This window comes from Pseudoduganella sp. RAF19, from assembly GCF_052114165.1.
GTDB lineage: Bacteria > Pseudomonadota > Gammaproteobacteria > Burkholderiales > Burkholderiaceae_D > Rugamonas.
The window spans coordinates 740,217-761,238 of record NZ_JBFREF010000005.1 but is presented as its reverse complement, the minus strand read 5'-3'; the positions used below and the strand labels follow the sequence as shown (position 1 = coordinate 761,238).

The window sequence follows — 21,022 nt, the reverse complement described above, 5'->3', positions numbered from 1 at the left end:
AGGCATGGTGAATTTTCTCATAATGTGCCCATGACTACCATTACTCTCACCTCCCAATCGCAGAAAGCCAGGCCCGCCCTCGGCATTCTTGGCGCTATCAGCAGCGCCCACATGGTCAATGACATGATGCAGTCACTGATCCTGGCCATGTATCCCATCCTGAAAACGGGACTCGCATTGAGCTTTGCCCAGGTCGGCCTGATCACGCTGACTTACCAGCTCACCGCGTCCCTGCTGCAGCCACTGGTTGGCCTGTTCACCGACCGCCGTCCGCTGCCTTACTCGCTGCCCTTCGGCATGATGTCCACACTGATCGGCTTACTGCTGCTGTCGATTGCACCGACATTTGGCGTGGTGCTGCTGGCTGCGGCCTGCATCGGTATCGGTTCCTCCATCTTCCATCCGGAATCGACACGCATCGCGCGCCTGGCTTCGGGTGGGCAGCATGGCTTCGCGCAGTCCATGTTCCAGGTGGGCGGCAATATGGGCACGGCCATTGGTCCGCTGCTGGCGGCGGCGGTGATCGTGCCGTTCGGCCAGCGCAGCGTAGCCTGGTTTGGCTTGATCGCGCTGGCGGGAATTTTCGTGCTGCTGCAGGTTAGCCGCTGGTATGCGGCGCATCAGAAGGCCAATCAAGGCGCGAAGAAGGCAGCAGTTGCTTCGCCTTATCCGCGTAATGTGGTGATCGGCGCCATCGCCGTGCTGCTGGTGCTGATCTTCTCCAAGTATTTCTACATGGCGGGACTGACCAGTTTCTACACCTTCTACCTGATCGAACACTTCGGACTGAGCGTGCAGAACGCGCAGCTGCACCTGTTCTATTTCCTGTTTGCGTCCGCGGTGGGCACTGTGGCAGGCGGGCCGATTGGCGACCGCATCGGCCGCAAGCCGGTGATCTGGGTGTCGATCCTTGGGGTGGCGCCGTTCGCGCTGCTGCTGCCGCACGCAGATCTTTTCTGGACGACGACGCTGACCATTGTGATTGGTCTGGTGCTCTCTTCCGCCTTCTCCGCCATCCTGGTCTATGCGCAGGAACTGATGCCGGGAAAAATCGGCATGGTGTCCGGCTTGTTCTTTGGCTTCGCGTTCGGCATGGGCGGCCTGGGTGCTGCGCTGCTGGGCATCTTTGCCGACCGCACCAGCATCGCTTTCGTGTACCAGACTATTGCCTATCTGCCGCTGCTCGGCCTTGTGGCGGCCCTGCTGCCAAAAGGCGCACGCCGCGCCTGATCGTCAAACCGGGTCTGCCGCCACCGGCAGACCTTCGACCTTCCAGCGCAGCATGCCGCCCGCCAGATTGGCGACTTGCGGGAAGCCGGCCTTGGTCAGCAGCACGCAGGCTTGCGCCGAACGGGCGCCGGAACGGCAGACGGCGACCACGGGCTTTTCGCGGTCCAGTTCATCGACCCGGTCCATCAGCTTGGATAGCGGCATCAGGCGCGCGCCTTGCAGGTGCCCTAGCTGGTCGATGAATTCGGATGCTTCGCGCACGTCCACGATCTGGGCTTGCGGCGCGTGCTCCAGCAGCGACAAGGGTTCGATTTCCCACACGCCGCTGAAACGCAGGGTCAGCGGCGCCCAGTCCGGTGTTTCCAGTGGCGGCGCCTCGCCTTCCGGTTGGCCACAGCGCATATTGGCGGGCACCGCGACCGCCATCAGCTTGGGATGCGGCAGATTCAGGTTGTTCATATAGCCGCTGAAATCGCCGATGTCCGCATCGCCACCCAGGCGCGGATTGAAGCGGCACTCTTCGCCGACGCTGGATACCGTGATGCCGCGGTAGTCGTGGGCTGGATAGAGCAGGCATTCCCTCGGCAGCGACATGATCTGCTCGCGCACCGAAGAAAACAGCTGCTGCGGACTGCCCTGCTGGAAATCGGTCCGTCCGCAGCCGCGGATCAGCAGGCTGTCACCGGTGAAGGCCATGCTTTCGTCATCCAGCACATAAGTCAGGCAGCCATTGGTGTGGCCGGGCGTGGCGCGGACGCTCAGGTAGCGCGCGCCGAAATTAACGCGGTCGCCCTGCTTCAGCGGCATATCCACCAGCGACGCTTCCGCTGCCGCCGCCAGTCCGATACGGCTGCCGCAGCGCTGATGCAGCCGCCATGCACCGGTGACGTGGTCGGCGTGCACGTGGGTGTCGAGCGTGGCGATGAGTTTCAGGCCCAGCTCCTGCAGCAGAGCCAGATCGCGCGGGGCTTGCTCGTAGACCGGATCGATCAGCAGCGCTTCGCCGCTGTCGCCCAGCAAATAGGTGTAGGTAGACGACGTGGCGTCGAATAGCTGGCGGAAAATCATGGCGGCGCTCCGATTGACGAGAAATTCCAGTTTACAACGCGCAGCTATTTAAATGTCGATTTCGGCCAGGCTGCTTCGTCGTGGGATACTTACCCACCAAAAGGAGAACGACCATGTCGCTGAAACTGTATGCTCACCCCTTCTCGTCCTACTGCCAGAAAGTGCTGACTGCACTCTATGAGAACGGCACACCGTTCGAATGGAAGCTGCTGACGCCCGAACAGCCGGAGAATTACCAGCACCTGTCAGAGGTCTGGCCGCTGAAAAAATTCCCGCTGCTGGAGGATGAAGGCAAGGTGGTGACCGAAGCCAGCACCATCATCGAATACCTGCAACTCAACTATCCCGGGCCGGTGAAGCTGCTGCCGGATGATCCGCGCAAGGCATTGGAAGTGCGCAATATGGACCGCTTCTTCGACAACTACATTTCCACGCCTCAGCAGCGCTGCGTGTACAACGTGCTGCGTCCGGAAGACAAGCGCGATGCGCTGGGGGTTGAGGAAGCGAAGGCAATGCTGGAAACGTCGTATGCCTGGCTGGACAAGCATATGGAGGGCCGCACCTGGGCGGCTGGGGAGGCATTCAGTATGGCCGACTGCGGCGCCGGTCCTTTCCTGTTCTATGCGGACTGGACGCACCGGATCGATCCGAAGTTCGCCAATGTGATTGCGTATCGGAACAGGCTGATGGCGCGCCCGTCGTTCAAACGCGCCGTGGATGAGGCGCGCCCCTACAGGCATTTCTTCCCGCTGGGCGCGCCGGATCGCGATTGATTAAGGACGACCCTGACGGTTGCCGCGCTCGATCAGGTCATCGGTTGCGTCATCGACAGCTTCGCGGGCATCGCCCACTTTCTTCTGCAGCTTGCCTTCGGCCTGCTTTGCCATGCCTTTGGCTTGCTGCTTCGAGCTACCGACCAGTTCGCCTGCCTCTTCCTGGATCTTGCCGCCCACTTCCTTGGCCTTACCCTTGATTTGGTCCTTGTTCATGATTGCTCTCCTTTAGTTAAGCTGAGAGGAAATCATACGAACCGGAATTGTTTCCATCCGTTCGGGATCTAACACTTGCGCCAAACGCTGGCCAACCATGGCTGTTGTTCGCGCGGTAGCCCTGCCGGACGGTAATAGTGATGGACGGGTTCAAAGCCTGCCGCGATGCAATAGGCTTCCCAGCTCGCGTAGTCGTAATAGCTGCCGTAACGGGGACCGTTCCAGCCTTCTTCGTTGTGCCCGCGGGGATTGGAACTGAACAGCACGCCGCGCGGTTTCAGCGCGGCCTGCAGGCGCTTCAGCACTTCCGGCAAAGCTGCGCTGGGCACGTGGAAAAGTGAAGCGTTGGCGAAAATGCCGTCGAAGTGTTCGGGCGGCAGCTGCAGGTTGACGAAATCCTGATGCCAGACCTCGCAGCCACTCCAGCGCCGCGCCATCTCGACGAAATGGGCGGCGCCATCGATGCCGATGGGCTCGTGGCCCATGGCCTTGAACGTCCGAAGATCGCGGCCGGGGCCGCAACCAAGGTCGAGGATGCGGAACGGCGCCGCTCCCTCAATCGCACCGAGCAGGGCCGACACATTCTGGCTGACATCATGATCGCGCGTGCCCTCCAAAAAGGCCTGGGCATTGCGTTCGTAGTGCTCCAGCGTGCGCCGGGTAATCTGCTCGATATCGTCCATCCCCTCAGCTTACCAGACGCGCACGCGCTGTTCAGGCGTCAGGTACAGCTTCTGGCCTGGCTTCACGTCGAAGGCCGGATACCATGCGTCGATATTACGCACGGTGTAGGTGCGCCATTTGCCTGGCGAGTGGCCGTCGGTGGCGACCTGGCGGCGCAGCGATGCTTCACGCTGCTTGCTGCGCTCGCTGGCTGCGAAGCCCTGGAAGAATTCGCGGTCGCCTTCCATGGTCGCAGGCTTGCCGCCCAGCGATGCGTGGTAAGCGTCCAGCGAAGCGGACAGGCCGGCCAGGTCAGCCAGGTTTTCGCTCAGGGTCAGCTGGCCGTTCAGGTGCAGGTCAGGGAATGCCTCGTACGCGTTGTACTGCGCCACCAATGCGCCGGCAGCTTTCTGGAAGTGCTCGCCGTCAGCCTTGGTCCACCAGTCACGCAGATGGCCCTTGGAGTCGAACTGCGCGCCCTGGTCATCGAAGCTGTGGCTGATTTCGTGGCCGATCACCGCGCCAATTGCGCCGTAGTTATGCGCGTCGGAGGCGGACATATCGAAGAACGGCGCCTGCAGGATCGCGGCCGGGAAGTTCAGCGCGTTCTGCAGCGGCATGTTCACCGCATTCACCAGGTGCGGCGGCATGCACCATTCGGTCGGATCGACTTTCTGGTGCAGCTTGGCCAGTTCCTGCTTGTAGTGGAATTCTTCCGAACGATCCAGGTTGCCGAAAGCGTCGCCCAGCTTGATGTTCAGGCCATTGTAGGAAGTCCACTTGTCCGGATAGCCCACGCCCACGTACAGGGTGCGCAGCTTCTCCTGCGCTTCCTTCCTGGTGGCTGGCGCCATCCAGTCCAGTTTGTCGATGCGCTGATGGAAGGCTTGCACGATATTGGCCACCATCTGTTGCACGCGCTTCTTCGCCTCAGGCGGGAAATACTTCTCGACATAGATCTTGCCGGTAGCGTCAGGCAGGGTGTTGTTCAGCGAAGCCAGGCCACGCTTCCAGCGCGGCGACAGCTGCTGCACGCCGGACAGGGACTTGTCGTAGAACTCGAAGCGCTGGTCGACGAAGGCTTTCGGCAGCACCGGCGCGGCGTGGTTCACGGTATGGAAGGCCAGGTAGTCTTTCCAGTCCTGCAGCGGCACGTCCTGCACCAGGGCAGCCGCACCAACAACGGCGGTCGGATGGTAGACGGTGAACTTCTTCTGCTTGTCCAGGCCGGCGGCGTGGAAGAAGGCCTTCCAGTCCATGCCCGGCGCCTTGGCGGCGAAGTCTTTATCGGACCAGACGTTGTTAGCCTTCTGGATATCCGCCGAATCTTCGCGGGTTGCGTGCGACTGGGCGATGCGCTTTTCCAGCGCGAAGATGCGGGCGGCGCGCTCTTCCGGCTCGGAGAAACCGGCCAGCTTCAGCATGGCGGCGATGTGCGCCTGATAGGCCGTGCGCAGGCGGCCCATGTGTTCGTTCTCTTCCAGGTAGTAGGCGCGGTCCGGCATGCCCAGACCACCCTGCAGGATGTACGGCATGTAGTGGTCGGAGTCGTTCAGGCCTTGCGCGATCCACACGCCGAAGATGTTTTCGGTCTGGAAATTGGTGGAATTCAGCGGATCGACGTCGGCGCGCACGGTGGATGCCAGGGCGCGGGTCAGGCCGGCCTTGTCCTTGATGGCGGCGATCTTGTCCAGCGATGGCTTCAGCACGGCGGCGCCCCTGGCTTCGATGCCCGCTTCGTCCATGAAGCTCTTGTAATAGCTGGACACGCGCAGCGCGTCACCGGACGGCGACTTGGCGCCCAGTTCGTCGATCAGCTGCGCAATGCGCTGGTTGGTGGCATCGGCCAGTGCACCGAAGGAGCTCCAGGTGCCTTTGTCGGCCGGGATTTCATTCTTGGAAAGCCAGTCGGCATTGGCGTAGGCGAAGAAGTCGTCGCCCGGCAGGACGGCTGCGGCCGGCGCGGCTTGCGGCGCAGCGGTTTGCCGCGCAATCGCCGGGGTCAGAGCCAGGGTGGCGCCGCACAGCACCAGGGTAATGGCGCTCGTGATCGGCGTCCAACGGAAGGAAACTTGCATGTTTGGTCCCTTGTAGTTTTAAAAATTGATGGCGTGGTGAGCCAGGGTGGACTGTAACGGCTCAGCCGGGAAAACGCGACAGCGATGCGACAGAATGCAGAATCCGGGGACTGGCCGCGCAAATTGTGTCCCAACCCGGATGGAATCGCTATATAGTTCACCTGAGGCAACATCCAAAATCACTCTGGGAGATATCCATGAAACTCGAAGCCCTGTTCCAGCACCCGACCGCCCTGCCAACAGCGCCCAAAGTCGTCGATGAACTGATCAGCAGCTTCGACAAGGCCAGTGTCTCGACCGAAGACATTGCCAAGAAAATCTCCACCGACCCGGTCCTGAGCGCCAAGCTGCTGCGTCTGGCCAACTCCGCCTACTACCACGTTTCGCGCAGCATCGGCACGGTGGAAGACGCGGTCCTGATGCTGGGCTTCGTGACCGTGCGTACCCTGGTCATCAGCTCCGGTCTGGTATCCGGCTTCAAGACGGTGCCGGGCCTCGACTTGCGCCAGTTCTGGCGCTACAGCCTGCGCACCGCCGTTGGCGCCAAATGGATTGCCCGCCAGACCAAACAGAACACCGACCTCGCCTTCACCATCGGCATGATGCACGCCATTGGCCAGCTGGTGATCCACGCCGCCATGCCGGAGCAGGCCATGCAGCTGGATAAGATCGCCGGTCCGATGGATTCGCGCCGCCTGGATGCCGAAATGGCTTCCTTCGGCTACAGCTTCGCCGACGTGGGCGCCGAACTGGCCCGTCGCTGGAAGTTCCCGGAAGTGTTCTCCGAGACGATCGCCGCCTTCCCGGCCCCGGAAGACAACGCCCTGGCCGCCGTGGTCCACCTGGCCGCCTGGCGCGCCCGTGTCGACCAGAACCAGCTGGGCGCCGAGGAAATTGCCGCCTGCTACCCGACCGACGTGGCGGAGAGCCTGGGTCTGGAAGATAACGCCCTGATCGACGAAATGCCGCCGCTGGACGAGCTGAGCGCAGGCCTGGAAGAGTTGATCGGCTGACAACTTGAAAATATTTTGAAAATATTTTGAGAAAACCCTAAAGTTCTTCGTCGCCCTGACGTAAATCCTGACAAGCGGTACTCCGTTTCCACTTTTCAGGATGAAAAATGAGCAACCAGGTTCTCTCGATGTACGAAAATATTGCCGGTTTGACCAATCAAATGGTCGTGGCTGCGCGCGCGAGTGACTGGACCAGCCTGAACAGCCTGGAAAATCAGTGCGCAGCCGAGTCGGTTGCCGTGATCGGCGGCGCCGCTCCGCTGGAAGGCGACGCCCGCGCCCGCAAGATCGCGCTGCTGAAACAGATCATGGCCAATGATCGCGCCATCCGCGATGTGACCGAACCATGGATGGGCCGCCTGAACGGCTGATTGCCCCTCCTCCTGCAAAAAAAAGCGCCTCGGGGCGCTTTTTTTTTACCCCTACAGCAAAAAGCAGGTGCCTGCCACGGCGTGGCAGGCACCAGGGTTACGCCTCGGGTTTTTGCTTCACAAAACTTTACACAGCCGGCATCGCAGCTTTACGGTGCCCGGCCAGACTGATGGTGCAGTCTTCCTCAACCTGAACAAGGAACAGCCATGAGTCTCACCCGTAAAACCATCGCAGCACTTCTGCTTGGCACCTCCCTGCTGGGCGGCGTCGGCGCCTATGCCCTCGATCAGCACAGCAGCCAGCACCGCGCCATCGACGCCACTGCGCACGTCGACACCATGCTGAACCACCTGTATGTGGAAGTCGACGCCACCGACGCGCAGAAAGCCCAGATCGAGCCGCTGGTCAAAGCCGCCATGCAGGATCTGATGCCCCTGCACAGCCAGTTGCGCACGGCCCACACCCAGATGCTGACGATGCTCAGCCAGCCCACCATCGACCGCGCGGCACTGGAAGCATCGCGCGCGCAGCATATGCAGATGGCCGACCAAGCCTCGCGCCGCCTGGTGCAGCTGATCGCCGACGTGGGCGACGTGCTCACTCCGGAGCAGCGCAAGAAGCTGGCCGATCACCTGTCCAAGCTGCATCAGGGCGGCATGCACCATCACGGCTGATTCAGCTCGGCGGCGGCCCTTCCCGGCCGCCGCCTGCCTTACAATGCCTTGCATGAACATTAACGCCGACCACATCCTGCTGGTAGAAGACGATCCGCGCCTGGCCGAAATGCTGACCGAATACCTGTCGCAAGCAGGCTTGCGCGTAAGCGTCGCCGCCAGCGGTGGCAGCGCGCTCGGACAACTGGCCGCAGCGCCCTTTGGCGCCGTGGTGCTGGACCTGATGCTGCCCGATATGGATGGCCTGGACGTCTGCCGCCAACTGCGCTCGCATTCCGACATCCCGGTGCTGATGCTGACCGCGCGCGGCGATGCGGTCGACCGCATCGTCGGCCTCGAAATCGGCGCGGATGACTACCTGCCCAAGCCATTCGAACCGCGCGAGCTGCTGGCCCGCCTGCGCGCCATCCTGCGCCGCCGCGTGGATGGTGGCGCACGCGGCGCGTCCGCCGCGAACAATGTGCTGCGCTTCGGCCGTCTCGAAATCGACGCCGCCGCGCACGCGGTGCGGCTGGAGGGCGCCTTGTGCGACCTGACCTCCTACCAGTTCGACCTGCTGCTGGCGCTGGCCAACAACGCTGGCCGCGTGCTGTCGCGCGAACAGCTGATGGACCTGGTCAAAGGCGAACAGCTGGAAGCCTTCGACCGCTCGATTGATGTCCACATGTCGCGCATTCGCGCCGCCGTGGAAGACGATCCCAAAAAGCCGCGCCGCATCATCACCGTGCGCGGCGCGGGCTATGTGTTCGCCAAGGCGCAGGAATGATCTCGCGCCTGTACATCCGTTTTCACCTGACGCTGCTGGGCTGTCTGGCGCTGTTCGCCTTTGCCGTGATCATGCTGTGGCACCGCGCCGGTGGCCCGATCGAACAGGCCGACGCCAACCTGGCCGTGCTGATGCAAAACCAGTTGGCGCCTGCATCCGCCACGCCCGCCGAACAGCAGGCCGCGCTGGAGCGCATGGCCGCCAGCATCCATGCCCGCATGACGCTCTACAGCGCCAACTGGCAGCTGATAGCCAGTGCCGGGACGCCGATCAGGCTGGGTGGCGGCTGGCGCGTGCGGCTGGAGCCACGCCCCGATTCATACGTCCACCTGCCGGATGGACGGCGCCTGCTATCCGACCAGCCGCTGGGCGTCGTGCGCTCGCATACGCTGCTGCATTCTCTGCTGATCCTGCTGACGATCGGCATCGCCATCGCCGCCTATCCGCTGGTGCGCTACATCACGCGGCGGCTGGAACGCTTGCAGCGCGGCGTGGAATCGCTTGGCGCGGGCGACCTGTCGGCGCGCGTGGCGGTGGAAGGCAAGGACGAAGTCGCGCAACTGGCGCGCAGCTTCAACCGCGCCGCGGATCAGATCGAGCAACTGGTCACCGCGCACAAGACCCTGCTGGCGAACGCCTCGCACGAACTGCGCACGCCGCTGGCGCGCATCCGCCTCGCGCTGGAGCTGAGCATGGACTCGCTCGATCCCAAGCGCAAAGCCGGGCTGGAGAAAGACATCGCCGAGCTGGATTATCTGCTGGACGAAATCCTGCTTGCCAGCCGCCTCGATGCCCTGCGCGACACGGTGGAACTGGAAGAACTCGACCTGCTCGCGCTGGCCGCGGAAGAATGCGCGCGCTACGACGAAGTCGAGCTGAACGGCGTGCCGGTGCTGATGCGCGCCTCTCCTCGCCTGCTGCGGCGCCTGCTGCGTAATCTGCTGGAAAACGCGCACCGCCACGGCCAGCCGCCGGCATATGTGCGCATCGAACGCGATGCCGGGATGGCGACGCTGACGGTGTGGGACAGCGGCCCCGGCATCCCGCCGGAGGAATTCGAGCGCGTATTCGAGCCCTTCTACCGCCGGCGCGGCACCCGCGACAACCTCGGCACCGGACTGGGCCTGGCCTTGGTGCGCCAGATCGCCCAGCGCCACGGCGGCGGCGCCCATTGCGCCAGCATGGYCGATGGCCGCAGCAGCTTCGTGATCACCCTTCCCCTGCGGTAGCCGCAATAAAAAAGCGCCTCGGACGAGGCGCTTCAGGGAATTCGGGTGGGGCGAGCGCCAGGTATCTCCTGGCGTCGCCTCAGCGCCGGTTGCACCCGGCGTTCATATGCGCTCAGTCGGCTATGAACAGCTTCCAGGCCAGGTCGTTTCTTCAACGTCGCTCTGCTTATCGCGTCACACTATCGGTGGTGGCTGCGGCAGAACCCGGTCCGTGTGAACCCAGTATAACGCAGTTCAAATTTCTGTGTCGAGGGCGGAAAAGCAACGGCTATTACTCTTGCGCAGTGACCGCAATTGGTGCTTCAGTCTCTTCTTCCAGCACTGGTTCCTGGGACTCTTCCGCCTTTTCTTGCGTCTCTTTCTTGCGGAACGATTGCCAGATCTTCAGCGGACCACCCTTCGAGCGGCGCTTGCGCAGGAAGTGAACTGCCACGCCGATCACTGCAATGAATGCAAGCGAGCCGGCGGCAATCAGCGATATCAGGCGCGGACGGGACATCTTCTTCGGCTCCTGTATCTTGCCGTCAGCCGATACGCTGGCAGACTTCGCCGATGCGGACGGCACTGCCACTTTGGCATGCGCATCGCGTGCATCCGTGATCTTGCCTGAAGCCGCCTGCGCCGCAACAGCCGGCGGAGCGGCGGGCTTCGCCTCGGCCGGTTTGGCCTCTGCCGAAGCGCGTACTGCCTCCTTCGTCGAAGTGCCTGCCGCATGCTCCGCCGGCGTGCCCGCCGCCTCCTTCGCCGGAGCGCCTGCCGCATGTTCCGCCGCTGCCGACGGCTTTGCTGCCAGCTCAGCCTGCAATTGCCTGACCTTCCCTTCCAGATCGACCAGCTTGGTGGTCAGCGCCTTATTGCTGGCGTCCGCCGCCGCGCATTGCCGCGTGCTCGCCTCCAGCTGCTCAGGCGAACAGGCTTGCGCCGGACGCGCGGGGGCGACCGCAAGCTTCGCCGGCATTAGGGCTGGCGCAGCGGTCGCGGCTTTCGTGGCAACGGCGGACGACGGACTCGGCTTCGGCGCAGGCACGGCAGTTGGCGCCACAGCTTGCCCGGTGTGCGCGGCGAACGAGCGCTCAGCGGCGGCCTTCATCGTTTCCTCGTCCGGTGACATGCTCGACATCGGTCGCGCCGGTGGAACTACGCGCGCTGGCGCGGGCGACGTTTTCGCGGGCGCCGGCAAGCTCGCAGCGCCTGCCGCCGCGGAAGATGCCGCAAGCACCTTATCAGCCACCATCCCCGCGGCGGGCACAGGCGCAGGCGCTGAAATCGGCGTCACAGCGGCCGCGGTGGTCGTGGCCGTGGCCGATGCCGTCGTGGTCGTGGCGGTGGCCGATGCCGTCGTGGCCGTGGCCGCTGCCGCTGCCGCCACGCGCGGCGTAGCCGCCCCCGCCGGCTCCGGCGTCAGCCACAAGCTGGCCGTGCGGATAGTCTGTCGCCCTCCACTGCTCAACTCAAAGAAAATATGCACCAGCTCAGCATTCACCGGCTGCAGCGTGGTCAGATGCAAGACCCGGCGCGAATCGCGCTTCACGACCGCGATATTCAACCCGGCCAGCGCCGGATTCATGGCGACATTCGCCCCCTTGAACACATCCGGGCGCGCCAGCCGCACCTGCAATTCGTTGAGATCGGCCGCAGTCAGATCAGCCAGCTCGATATCCGCCGACAGCTGCTGCCCCAGGTGCGAACGTACGGAAATGTCTCCCAATTCCGCCCCGCACACTGGCGCCGATGCGATCAAGGCAAGAGCAATCGAAGAAGCGGCAATAAAACGAGGCATAGTCAAAGTAGTTTCCGGGACGTAACGACTATAACGGCCAAAAATCGCCATTATGAACCCCTGCAAACGGGAAAATCCTTGCCGGGTTAGAATCAAAAGATCAACAACCACACCGAGGCAGCCATGGAAACGCGTATCGAGAAGGATAGTTTTGGCCCAATCAAAGTGCCAGCCAACCAGCTGTGGGGCGCGCAAACCCAGCGCTCGCTGGAGCACTTCAAGATCTCGACCGAGAAAATGCCGCCGGAACTGGTGGCTGCCCTGGCCAGCGTCAAGCGCGCGGCCGCCAAAGTGAACCTGGACCTCGGCGTGCTGGACGACGCCAAAGCCGTCGCCATCATGCAGGCGGCGGACGAAGTGCTGCGTGGCCAACACGCGGGCGAATTCCCGCTGGCGGTGTGGCAGACGGGCTCAGGCACGCAGTCCAATATGAATATGAACGAAGTGCTGGCCAACCGCGGCTCCGAGCTGATGGGTGGCGTGCGCGGCGAATCGCGCATGCTGCACCCGAACGATGACGTCAACAAAGGCCAGTCCTCGAACGACATCTTCCCTACCGCCATCCACGTGGCCGCTGCCCAGGCGATTGCCAATGTTCTGCCCGCTCTTCAGCACCTGCGCACCACGCTGGCCGAAAAATCGACCGCCTTTGCCGACATCGTCAAAATCGGCCGCACCCACCTTCAGGACGCCACCCCGCTGACGCTGGGCCAGGAATTCTCCGGCTACGTCGCTCAGCTGGATTACGCCGAGCACGCCATCCGCGCCACCCTGCCCGCCGTGCTGGAGCTGGCGGCCGGCGGCACCGCGGTCGGCACCGGCCTGAACGCGCATCCCGAATACGCAACCCGCATCGCAGCCGAGCTGGAGCACAACCTGAAGCTGCCTTTCCGCAGCGCCGGCAACAAGTTCGCCGCGCTGGCGGGACACGAAGCCCTCGTCGCCGCCCACGGCGCCCTTAAAACCCTCGCTGCCGCGCTGATGAAAATCGCCAACGACGTGCGCTGGATGGCGTCCGGCCCGCGCTCCGGCCTGGGCGAAATCACCATTCCTGAGAACGAGCCGGGCAGCTCCATCATGCCGGGCAAGGTCAATCCGACGCAATGCGAAGCGCTGACCATGCTGTGCTGCCAGGTGTTTGGCAATGACGTCGCCATCACCGTCGGCGGCGCCTCCGGCAACTTCGAACTGAACGTCTTCAAGCCGCTAATTGCGCATAACTTCCTGCAAAGTGCGCGCTTGCTGGCCGATGGCATGTTGAGCTTCGAAGAACACTGCGCGCACGGTATCGAGCCGAACCATGCACGCATCGCCGACCTGATGGAGCGCTCCCTGATGCTGGTGACAGCGCTGGCTCCGCATATCGGGTATGATCGCGCCGCTCAAATCGCCAAGAAGGCGCAGCACGAGGGCACCACGCTGAAAGAAGCGGCCCTGGCGCTGAGCTTCGTCACGGCCGATCAATTCGAGCAATGGATTAATCCTTTGGCAATGACCAAGCCAGGCGCCAAAGGTTAATGTTGCGCGGAAACGCCGCATCACTGAGCAATGCGAGCGCAAGCCCAACACAAAGAGGATAAAATGCAGAGAGTGAGTTTTGAATTGACATCCGAGTACATCGAGCTGAATCAGCTCCTGAAAGTAGTCGGACTGTGCGACAGCGGTGGGGCCGGCAAGCAGATCGTAGCCAGTGGTCAGGTCTCAGTCGATGGCAAGCAGGAATTGCGCAAAACTTGCAAGATCCGCGCAGGACAGCAGGTCCGTGTTGGCGACGTGCATATCACGGTGATCGGCGAAGGTGGCGCGGACGGCGCCTGACCACACCTTCCGGAAGGGGAGCAGCATGGATAGCCCTGAACGCGATATGCAGACTCAGGAACGCTTGATCGGTGATCTGCGACAAGTCATCGAAAACGCGGAAGAGCTGCTCAAGAACACCGACCACTACACCAGCGTGCTCTACCAGAGCGCCCGCGCCAAGCTGGCACAGGCGCTACTGGCCGCCACCGCTGAACTGGAGCGTTTCGAAGATGCTCAAGTCAGTCGCATGATTGAAGCGACCCATGAAGCCAATCTGTCCCATTGCGACAAGACTGGCGAAGCCAAGGTCATGCGCGCCTTCCATTAAGTCTTAGCCCTGCCGCTTCTTCAGGATCGCATCCAGCGAGAAGCGGCCCGGTCCAAACGCGACCAGCAACAGCAGGCCAGAACCCCAATAGAAGTGATCGTTGATCGCGGCTGGGCACTCGAACGAGAACAGCTGCGGATACGAAATCACGGCCATCGCATTCACGAAGAACAATGCCAGCGCGGCGGGACGCGTGATCACGCCTGCGAACAGCAGCAGCGGCAGAATCAACTCTCCTCCTGCGCCCATATAAGCCGCCAGTTCAGGCGGCAATAGCGGCACATGGTATTCATCCTGGAACAAGGACAGCGTCGCGTCCCACTCGCGGATTTTGGTCAGGCCCGCTTTGAAAAATTGCCAGCCGATGTACCAGCGCAGGGCCAGGCTGGCGATGGACGCACCCCAGTCGCTGAGCGTGGCGTCGAAGCGGGACAGTTGGCGGTGCACGCCGAGAATTGCGTTCATGTTGGTTCTCCAATCGGCAGGCGGACGGCGCTGAATGCGCCCTGCTCCAGCCATTGCTGTAAATGGGCAGCGACGTTGAATTCCTCATCGCGCTCGAAAGCTTCATCCAGGGCTGCGCCGAAGGTGCCGCCTTGCTGCAGCAGGCTCAGCGCGGCGTGCGCGGCCGGGCTTTGCGGCATCACACGCACTTTCCAGTCCGGCCTCGCCAGCAGCGCCTGGCTTGCGGCGCGCATCTCCTGCGGAAACTCGCATTCCCCCTGATGCGCGAGCCACAGCGGGACGACCGCCCATGCGGAAGCAAATGGCTGCGCGGTTGGCGGCAGCGCCAGCGTGACCGACTCGATATCTTCCGGCGCAATTGCCGCCAGGGCTTCTGCGCCCAGGGTTGCGGTCGCCGGTGCGTAATGCATGCGATGCAGCGACCATTCCAATCGCGCCATGTCGGACAGATAAGGCAAGTCCTGCACGTGCTCGAAGCCTTGCAGGAACGCCGCAAAGTGCGCGCCAAAGCGATTGAGATCGCCATCCTCCGAGGGATGCGCGCGGCCGTACTCGCGGGCCAGGGCATCAAAGAATTCATCGCCCACCAATTGGCGAATCACCGGATAAGCCGCACCCAGCGCCTTCGCCCACGTCGCGCTCAAATTGCCGCGATACAGCGCAAAGCGCTCCCCATGCTTTAAATGGGGACGCAACACATTTTCGCGCTCGGGCGCAAACAGTGCGTCGCTGAACTGCTGTTGGGCCAGCGCCAGCGGCTCAGCCGATTCCGAAGCGGCCTCATGTACCATTTGGTGCCTGACCCCAAAGACTACATGGGCTTGGCTGGCGGTCGCCAGGCGGGTTTCGGCCTTGGCCGCCTCGCCTTGTAGGACTTCGAGGGCGGGAATATCGGTGTCCCATTCAATCAGGGTGGGAACCGCGCCGAATCGGGCCAGCGCTGCCTCATACAAGCGCCACACCGGGTCGGCGACAACATCGCCATGGTGGTCGATCACGGCATCCGGCGTGACCAGATGCCCGGCCAGGTGAATTTCGCCGACCGTGCCGACTGCGATGGCCTTGATCGCCGCCAGCGCATCTTCTTCGTGATTGCACTGGTTGACGTACAGGTTGTTCACGTCCAGCAGCAAGCCGCAGCCGGTGCGGCGCGACAGCTCGGCGAGGAATTCGGCCTCGCTCATGGCGTCGCTGCTGAAACGCACATAGGTCGAGACGTTTTCCAGCAGGATGGCGCGGCCCAGCACATCCTGCACGCGTCCGACCCGCTCGCTCAGCAGATCAAGCGCGGCGTGGTCCAGCGCCAGCGGCAGCAGGTCGTTCAGGTGGCGGTCGAAGACGGCGCCCCAGCACAAATGTTCAGAAACCAGCGCCGGCTCGATGCGCTGCACCAGGCTGCGCACGCGTTCCAGGTGGCGTTCGGAAAAGCCGCGCGCTGAGCCTAAGCCAAGTCCCACGCCGTGCATGCTGATCGCATAATCGCGGCGCAGCGCCTGCAGCACGTGGAAGTCCCAGCCGGCCTGGTCGAGATAGTTTTCGGTGTGGACCTCGAGCCAGGCGGCACGCGGCCGCTGCTCGAGGAATTGGCGGTAGTGCGGAGCCCGCAATCCGATGCCGGCACCGGACAGGCTGCTGTTGATGGAATGCGTCATGGCTCCGTTCCCTGCTTGATTACTTGCCTGCTGGCGGATTCATTTTGCCGCCGGCTTTTTCGCAAGTGCCTTTAGCGACGTATTTCCAGTCGGCTGGTGCGTTGTCCATTTTGGCCTGGCCGGAGCAGCTGTGCGAGCCGTTGGCGGTAGCACAGTCGTTCTGGCCGGCCTTGGCGATGCCGTAGCACTTTTCCTGGTCTTTCTTGTCGGCGGCGGAAGCAGTGCCAACGGTGGCGGCGCATACGGTGGCCAGGGCTGCTGCGATCAGGGCTTGACGCTTGTTCATGGTGTATCTCCTCAGGTGAAAGTTTCAGCTCAGTGAGCTGGAATCGGACGCAGATGTCTGCGACTGGACGATTGTCGCGCAGCCAACAGATATCCTTACAACTTTTTTGAAAATTTTTTCGCGGGCGAAAAAAAACCCGCTGACGCCTGCACGGCGCTGCGGGTTTCTTGCGGGGCCGGACGCTGGGTCAGGCCGTGGTATTGATGCGCGTGCCCAGATGAGCTGGCAGGTTGCTAGCCGGAGTCGCTGGCGGGATCGCTTCCAGCAGCGCGGAGGCGGTCGAGGCCTGCACGTCCTGGGCTTTCTTCAGCACGGCAATGCCGACTTCCTGGCGGGTGCCGGTGTCAGCCATAGTGGTAGCGAGATTTGCAATGCTGGAAACGTCCATGGTAATTCTCCATTTGTACTTATCCTGATTTACGGACCAGTTTTGGGGAACTTTAGGGTTTCGCTGCAAATTATTTGAGCTGGGTGCGCAGCCAGTCCAGCACCGACTCCGGGCGGTTGAGGTCGAGCCAGGCAAGGGCTGGCTCCAGCCCTGCGGGCGCCGGCTGGTCACTGGCGACGGCTTTGATGGACTTGTCTTCCAGGTAACGCGCTGCGCCGACCTCCGGGCGATGCACTTCAATCTTGTCAATTGGCCAAGAATGGAAGCCTTCGACCAGGGTCAGGTCGGCTGGGGCCAGGCGCGCCAGCTGCTCGTCCATGGCCGGCTCGGGGGCGTTGCGCAACTCGTGGATGATGGCGAAGCGGTATGGCGATGCGATCATCACTTCGGCAGCACCGGCCTGGCGGAAACGGGCACTGTCCTTGCGCGGCGGCTCCAGCTCGAAGTCGTGGTGGCTGTGCTTGATCACATTGACCTTTAAGCCCTCCTCCGCCAGCCGCGCGACCAGGTATTCAAGCAGCGTCGTTTTGCCGCTGCCCGACGGGCCAACCACGCCGATCACACAGCGCGCAGTCACAGCGGCACCTTGTAGCGATAGCCGCGGAAGCTGAACACCGCCGCGCGCGGCAACAGACGCTCCAGCAGCAGACCAGGCGCAACCTCGTCGCCTTCCTTACGCAGGGTTTTGTCGATCAGGATCAGCCGGTCGGCGGGATTCTTCGAGTACATATAGCCACCCATCGTGATTTGCGGGATGGCGCGCTGGATGGGCTCGGGCAGGTCGCGCAGCGTTTGCACCGGCTCCTCCGCGGGGGCGGGTACAGCGGCCGGCGCCGGAGCGGCTTGCGCGGTTTGTGTCGGCGCGGCGGCTGACCCGCCCTGCGGCTTCTGTGCCGCCTGTGCCGCCTCAGTGACTTTTTCGTGCGTCGCGTCAGCGCCAGCATTCTTGCGGCCTTCCAAGACAGGCTGGCTGGCGCGCGCGGCTGCCGCTGGCGCAACAGCGGACGACGCGCGTGTCGCTGGTGCTGGCGTGGCGGCGGCCATATCAGCCCGCAGATCCGGCGCTGGCGCGACAGGCGCCGCTGCCTGAGCCGCTGGGCGCTGTTCTCCTATGCGCGTCGCTGCTGCCTGAGCGGCTGGGCGCTGTTCCCCAATGGGCGACGGAACTGATGGCTGTGCACTGGCAGGTGCCGACTGCGCGACAGGCGCGGTGGCAAGCGTCGCGTTGGGGGATGCGGTTATCGCCGGCGTCGCATTGGGCGATGCAGTTATCGCCGACGTCGCGTTGGGGGATGCGGTGATCGCCGGCGTCGCGACGGAAGGCGTATCAGACGCGGCGGGCGCGCTGCCCTGCTGGCGCATCAGCAGCATTGCGCCCAGCACGACCACTGCGCCGCCGAGCAGGCCCACCGCGACCATCATCGGCTTGCGCGAGCCCGTGCTGTCGACTGCCGGCGTTGGCGTCATGGTGGGCGCGTGGATGGACGGCGTCTCGCCGATCTGCCGCTCCGCCTGCGCCTTTTTCAATGCTTCGAGTATGTAGGACATATTATTTTCCTGCGATCGCCTGCGCGCTCAGGCGCGGCTCCTGCACGCCGCCCAGCTGGTTGAGTCGGATGAAGGTCTTCGGACCGGCTACACCGTCCGCCTTCAGATTCTGGCTGACCTGGAAATCGCGCAATGCACGTAGCGTGACGCCATCCAGTGGCTGGTTATCCTTCGGCTTTTTGGCGCCGCGCAGTTCGGCGAGGCGGCGCGCGAGCCAATCGACGTCCGGGCCCTTGTCGCCGGACGACACTTCATCACGCCAGGTACGTGGTGCACGCCAGAAGGTGAGGAAGCCTCCATCAAAGCGCGCTTCCAGCGACGCCAGCGTCACGGACTCACGTTTGGCGCCAATCGACAGCGTGGCACGGTCGCCGTTCATCGCGGTCAGCAGCGCGAACGTGGGACGGGTTGGATCGTCGCGCAGTTTGATCAGCACAGGACGATCGAGTAGCTTGATCTCACTCAGGCCGCCTTTTGTGAGCAGACAGCGCAGGTTTTGTTTTGCAGCCTCGGGACAGCCCTCGCCTGCCGCGAGTTGAACGCCCCATTGCGTGGCCAGCGCGCGAACGGCGCCTTCAAAGAGCGACTTCTCCGGCACAGCGCCCTGCGGAGCGCCGGCCAACGGCACATTGCGCGCGGCGCCAGCAGACGTCGAAGACAGCGCAGCGGCGAGAGAGCCGGCAGAAGACGCGGCCGCCGATGCGCCCGCAGCGGCGGACGACACGGCGGACGGTGCGTTCGCGGCAGCGGCCCGCGATGCGCCTGCGGCGGCGGTGGGCGACGCAGCGGACGGCGCGTTCGCGCCAGCGGCCGGCGATGTGCCCGCGGCGGCGGTGGACGACGCGACGGACCGTGCGTTCGCGGCAGCGGTGGACGACGCGGCGACCTGTGCGTTCGCGACGGCGGCCGACGCCGCGGGAAGTAAGTTGGTGGCAGCGGCCGACGCCGCGACGCTCGGAGCTGCCGTCGCTGCGGCGGGCGACGCGGGCGCGGCTGGGTGGGCGTTGGACGCTGGAAGGCGTGCGTCGGCGGTGCGGCTGGACGCGGACGCGCCTGGCGGCATGGCGACATTGCGCGCGCCTGGCATCAGCTGCCAGGCCGCGGCGCCGGTCAGCACGACGCCTGCGAGCACGCCGGCGGCGACATAGGGCCACGGTCCGCGCGCGGCGGCGGCTGCGGCAACGGAGGAGCGTCCTTCACCGGCAAACACTTCTTCCGCCGCACGGCGCAGGATCTTGCGGCTGACTTGATGCTGGTTCTCGACATACGCGCCCAGCAGTGCGCGGTCGCACAGCAAATTGATCCGGCGTGGCACACCTTTGGTCAGCTGGTGCAGCTGTGCCATCAATGGACGCGGGAATGGCGCGATGGACGAGGCGCCGGCGACGGTCAGGCGATGCTCCACATAAGCGCCCACTTCCGCCTCGGACAAGGAGCCCAGGTGATAGCGCGCAATCACACGCTGCGCCAGCTGCTCCAGCTCGGGACGCGCCAGCATGCCGCGCAACTCCGGCTGTCCAATCAGGATAATCTGCAGCAGCTTGCGCTCACTGGTTTCCAGGTTGGTCAGCAGGCGCAATTGTTCCAGCACCTCAGCGGACAAGTTCTGCGCCTCGTCGATCACCAGCACATTGTTCAGCCCCTGCGCATGCGACGACAGCAGATAAGCATTGATCGCATCCACATACCCTTTGACCGAATGCGCCGCGCCGGACATCTCGATGCGGAACTCATCGCATACCGACTGCAGCAGCTCCTCCACCGTCAGCTTCGGATTGAAGATATACGCCAGACGGCAGTTGGCAGGAATCTGCTCCATGAAGCAGCGGCACACCGTCGTCTTGCCCGCGCCGATCTCGCCGGTTAACAGAACGAAGCCACCGCCGCTGCCCACGCCATACAGCAGATGCGCCAAAGCCTCGCGATGGCGTTCGCTCATGAACAGGTAGCGCGGATCGGGCGCGATGGAAAACGGCGACTGTTTGAGATGGAAGAATTGCGTGTACATGAAAACCTTCAGCGCAGCGCCGGTGGCAGCGGCTTGAACTTGGCGCAAAAAATCTTGGAACGGGTATTGAAATACACAATGCGGCTGCCCGCCTTGCTCTCCCGGACCGGATAACGCGAATTTTCGATTGTCGCATACCGCGGGCCGTCCTGCGTCGTAATGGCTTTTTCGAGATCTTCCGGCTTGCCATCGACCACTGCGCCCACGAAGGCGTAGGGGAAGGTTTCGTCACTGACCATCACCTCCAGGATCGGCATATTCCAGAGGGTCGCGCCCTGGGTGCGGAACCAGTAAGCGCCGCCTTCACGCTTATACGGCTGGCCGAAATACTGCACCATGTAGTCGAAATAGTAGCGATTGGTGGTTTCGTCGCGGCATAACAAGCCGCTGCCCATGACCGTGCCGAAGTGGCTGGGTGGAGCAGAATGCGCAAGCGGGGACAGTGCCAGCAGGGCGAGACAGGTCAGGCGTTTCAGCAGCATCAAAGTTTCTGCATCCACGCCCGGTTCGCGCTGATTTTTGCCTTGGCAGCCGCCGGCAAGGCTTCGTAGCAGCCGGGGTATTGCTTCAAAGCACTCTCGCGAATTTCTTTTTGCAGGCCATTGATCAAGAACACGTACAAGGTCGCCCCTTGATCGGTCTTTTTGGTGCCCAGGTACTTGATCATCGTGTCTTCTCCTGACGA

Annotated in this window: 24 protein-coding genes; 10 read left to right on the top strand and 14 right to left on the bottom strand. The window is 63.2% G+C overall.

Going from position 1 to position 21,022, the window contains the following annotated elements; translation table 11 throughout:
* The first annotated feature begins 30 nt into the window (after nt 1-30).
* Nucleotides 31-1,230: an MFS transporter gene (locus AB4Z19_RS16795; protein WP_442029194.1), complete on the top strand. Its 1,200-nt coding sequence runs from the start codon at nt 31-33 to the stop codon at nt 1,228-1,230.
* A gap of 3 nt (nt 1,231-1,233) precedes the next feature.
* Here AB4Z19_RS16795 and AB4Z19_RS16790 read toward each other — a convergent pair whose 3' ends face one another.
* Nucleotides 1,234-2,298, bottom strand: coding sequence for a rhodanese-like domain-containing protein (locus AB4Z19_RS16790; protein WP_442029193.1), 1,065 nt, complete (start codon nt 2,296-2,298; stop codon nt 1,234-1,236).
* Nucleotides 2,299-2,411: 113 nt separating this feature from the next.
* Between AB4Z19_RS16790 and AB4Z19_RS16785 the strand changes: the two genes are divergently transcribed.
* Nucleotides 2,412-3,071: a glutathione S-transferase family protein gene (locus AB4Z19_RS16785; protein WP_442035649.1), complete on the top strand. Its 660-nt coding sequence runs from the start codon at nt 2,412-2,414 to the stop codon at nt 3,069-3,071.
* On the opposite strand, the gene AB4Z19_RS16780 is transcribed toward AB4Z19_RS16785, so the two are convergent.
* The 3 genes from AB4Z19_RS16780 to AB4Z19_RS16770 form a co-directional block, all read right to left on the bottom strand.
* Nucleotides 3,072-3,287 (bottom strand): CsbD family protein, encoded by a 216-nt coding sequence (locus tag AB4Z19_RS16780; protein ID WP_442028544.1) that lies wholly within the window; start codon nt 3,285-3,287, stop codon nt 3,072-3,074. It abuts the gene before it with no gap.
* 68 nt (nt 3,288-3,355) lie between these two features.
* Nucleotides 3,356-3,970: a class I SAM-dependent methyltransferase gene (locus AB4Z19_RS16775; RefSeq protein ID WP_442028543.1), complete on the bottom strand. Its 615-nt coding sequence runs from the start codon at nt 3,968-3,970 to the stop codon at nt 3,356-3,358.
* Between the two features lie 9 nt (nt 3,971-3,979).
* Nucleotides 3,980-6,028, bottom strand: coding sequence for a M13 family metallopeptidase (locus AB4Z19_RS16770; RefSeq protein WP_442028542.1), 2,049 nt, complete (start codon nt 6,026-6,028; stop codon nt 3,980-3,982).
* A gap of 197 nt (nt 6,029-6,225) precedes the next feature.
* Here AB4Z19_RS16770 and AB4Z19_RS16765 point away from each other — a divergent pair, with 197 nt between their 5' ends.
* The 5 genes from AB4Z19_RS16765 (at nt 6,226) to AB4Z19_RS16745 (ending at nt 10,082) form a co-directional block, all read left to right on the top strand.
* Nucleotides 6,226-7,041, top strand: a complete 816-nt coding sequence (locus AB4Z19_RS16765) for an HDOD domain-containing protein (protein ID WP_442035648.1) — start codon at nt 6,226-6,228, stop codon at nt 7,039-7,041.
* Nucleotides 7,042-7,148: 107 nt separating this feature from the next.
* The gene (locus tag AB4Z19_RS16760; protein ID WP_442029026.1) at nt 7,149-7,412 is read left to right on the top strand and encodes a flagellar protein FliT; all 264 of its coding nucleotides are present in this window, start codon (nt 7,149-7,151) and stop codon (nt 7,410-7,412) included.
* A 207-nt stretch (nt 7,413-7,619) separates the two neighbouring features.
* Nucleotides 7,620-8,087, top strand: coding sequence for a Spy/CpxP family protein refolding chaperone (locus AB4Z19_RS16755; protein ID WP_442035647.1), 468 nt, complete (start codon nt 7,620-7,622; stop codon nt 8,085-8,087).
* A 52-nt stretch (nt 8,088-8,139) separates the two neighbouring features.
* On the top strand, nt 8,140-8,853 hold the full coding sequence (locus AB4Z19_RS16750) for a response regulator (RefSeq protein ID WP_442029024.1): 714 nt from the start codon (nt 8,140-8,142) through the stop codon (nt 8,851-8,853).
* A complete protein-coding gene (locus tag AB4Z19_RS16745) occupies nt 8,850-10,082 on the top strand; it encodes a sensor histidine kinase (protein ID WP_442035646.1) in 1,233 nt (410 codons plus the stop codon). The genes AB4Z19_RS16750 and AB4Z19_RS16745 overlap by 4 nt, the downstream gene beginning before the upstream one ends.
* A 271-nt stretch (nt 10,083-10,353) precedes the next feature.
* Here AB4Z19_RS16745 and AB4Z19_RS16740 read toward each other — a convergent pair whose 3' ends face one another.
* Nucleotides 10,354-11,862 (bottom strand): type IV pilus assembly protein FimV, encoded by a 1,509-nt coding sequence (locus AB4Z19_RS16740; RefSeq protein ID WP_442035645.1) that lies wholly within the window; start codon nt 11,860-11,862, stop codon nt 10,354-10,356.
* Nucleotides 11,863-11,985: 123 nt separating this feature from the next.
* On the opposite strand from AB4Z19_RS16740, the gene fumC reads away from it, so the two are divergent.
* The 3 genes from fumC to AB4Z19_RS16725 all read left to right on the top strand — a co-directional run bounded on the left by fumC (nt 11,986) and on the right by AB4Z19_RS16725 (nt 13,990).
* Nucleotides 11,986-13,380: a class II fumarate hydratase gene (gene fumC / locus AB4Z19_RS16735; protein WP_442025812.1), complete on the top strand. Its 1,395-nt coding sequence runs from the start codon at nt 11,986-11,988 to the stop codon at nt 13,378-13,380.
* 63 nt (nt 13,381-13,443) lie between these two features.
* Nucleotides 13,444-13,680 carry an RNA-binding S4 domain-containing protein gene (locus AB4Z19_RS16730; RefSeq protein ID WP_442025813.1) on the top strand — a complete coding sequence of 79 codons (237 nt, stop codon included), beginning with the start codon at nt 13,444-13,446 and terminating at the stop codon, nt 13,678-13,680.
* Nucleotides 13,681-13,705: 25 nt separating this feature from the next.
* Nucleotides 13,706-13,990, top strand: coding sequence for a DUF883 family protein (locus tag AB4Z19_RS16725; RefSeq protein ID WP_442025814.1), 285 nt, complete (start codon nt 13,706-13,708; stop codon nt 13,988-13,990).
* Between the two features lie 3 nt (nt 13,991-13,993).
* On the opposite strand, the gene AB4Z19_RS16720 is transcribed toward AB4Z19_RS16725, so the two are convergent.
* The 9 genes from AB4Z19_RS16720 to AB4Z19_RS16680 all read right to left on the bottom strand — a co-directional run bounded on the left by AB4Z19_RS16720 (nt 13,994) and on the right by AB4Z19_RS16680 (nt 21,004).
* Nucleotides 13,994-14,455, bottom strand: a complete 462-nt coding sequence (locus AB4Z19_RS16720) for a DoxX family protein (RefSeq protein WP_442025815.1) — start codon at nt 14,453-14,455, stop codon at nt 13,994-13,996.
* A complete protein-coding gene (gene bufB / locus AB4Z19_RS16715; RefSeq protein WP_442025816.1) occupies nt 14,452-16,107 on the bottom strand; it encodes an MNIO family bufferin maturase in 1,656 nt (551 codons plus the stop codon). The genes AB4Z19_RS16720 and bufB overlap by 4 nt, the downstream gene beginning before the upstream one ends.
* A gap of 19 nt (nt 16,108-16,126) precedes the next feature.
* Entirely contained in the window at nt 16,127-16,393 is a 267-nt protein-coding gene (locus AB4Z19_RS16710; protein ID WP_442025817.1) for a BufA1 family periplasmic bufferin-type metallophore, read from the bottom strand.
* A gap of 187 nt (nt 16,394-16,580) precedes the next feature.
* Nucleotides 16,581-16,781: a YjfB family protein gene (locus AB4Z19_RS16705; protein WP_442025818.1), complete on the bottom strand. Its 201-nt coding sequence runs from the start codon at nt 16,779-16,781 to the stop codon at nt 16,581-16,583.
* Nucleotides 16,782-16,851: 70 nt separating this feature from the next.
* Entirely contained in the window at nt 16,852-17,358 is a 507-nt protein-coding gene (gene mobB / locus AB4Z19_RS16700; protein WP_442025819.1) for a molybdopterin-guanine dinucleotide biosynthesis protein B, read from the bottom strand.
* Complete coding sequence (locus AB4Z19_RS16695; RefSeq protein WP_442025820.1) at nt 17,355-18,329, bottom strand: general secretion pathway protein GspB; 975 nt, start codon at nt 18,327-18,329, stop codon at nt 17,355-17,357. Before AB4Z19_RS16695 ends, mobB begins: the two co-directional genes overlap by 4 nt.
* A 1-nt stretch (nt 18,330) precedes the next feature.
* Nucleotides 18,331-20,337, bottom strand: a complete 2,007-nt coding sequence (locus AB4Z19_RS16690; RefSeq protein WP_442035644.1) for an AAA family ATPase — start codon at nt 20,335-20,337, stop codon at nt 18,331-18,333.
* 8 nt (nt 20,338-20,345) lie between these two features.
* Entirely contained in the window at nt 20,346-20,819 is a 474-nt protein-coding gene (locus tag AB4Z19_RS16685; protein ID WP_442029890.1) for a hypothetical protein, read from the bottom strand.
* On the bottom strand, nt 20,819-21,004 hold the full coding sequence (locus tag AB4Z19_RS16680) for a hypothetical protein (protein ID WP_442035643.1): 186 nt from the start codon (nt 21,002-21,004) through the stop codon (nt 20,819-20,821). The genes AB4Z19_RS16685 and AB4Z19_RS16680 overlap by 1 nt, the downstream gene beginning before the upstream one ends.
* Nucleotides 21,005-21,022: the final 18 nt, after the last annotated feature.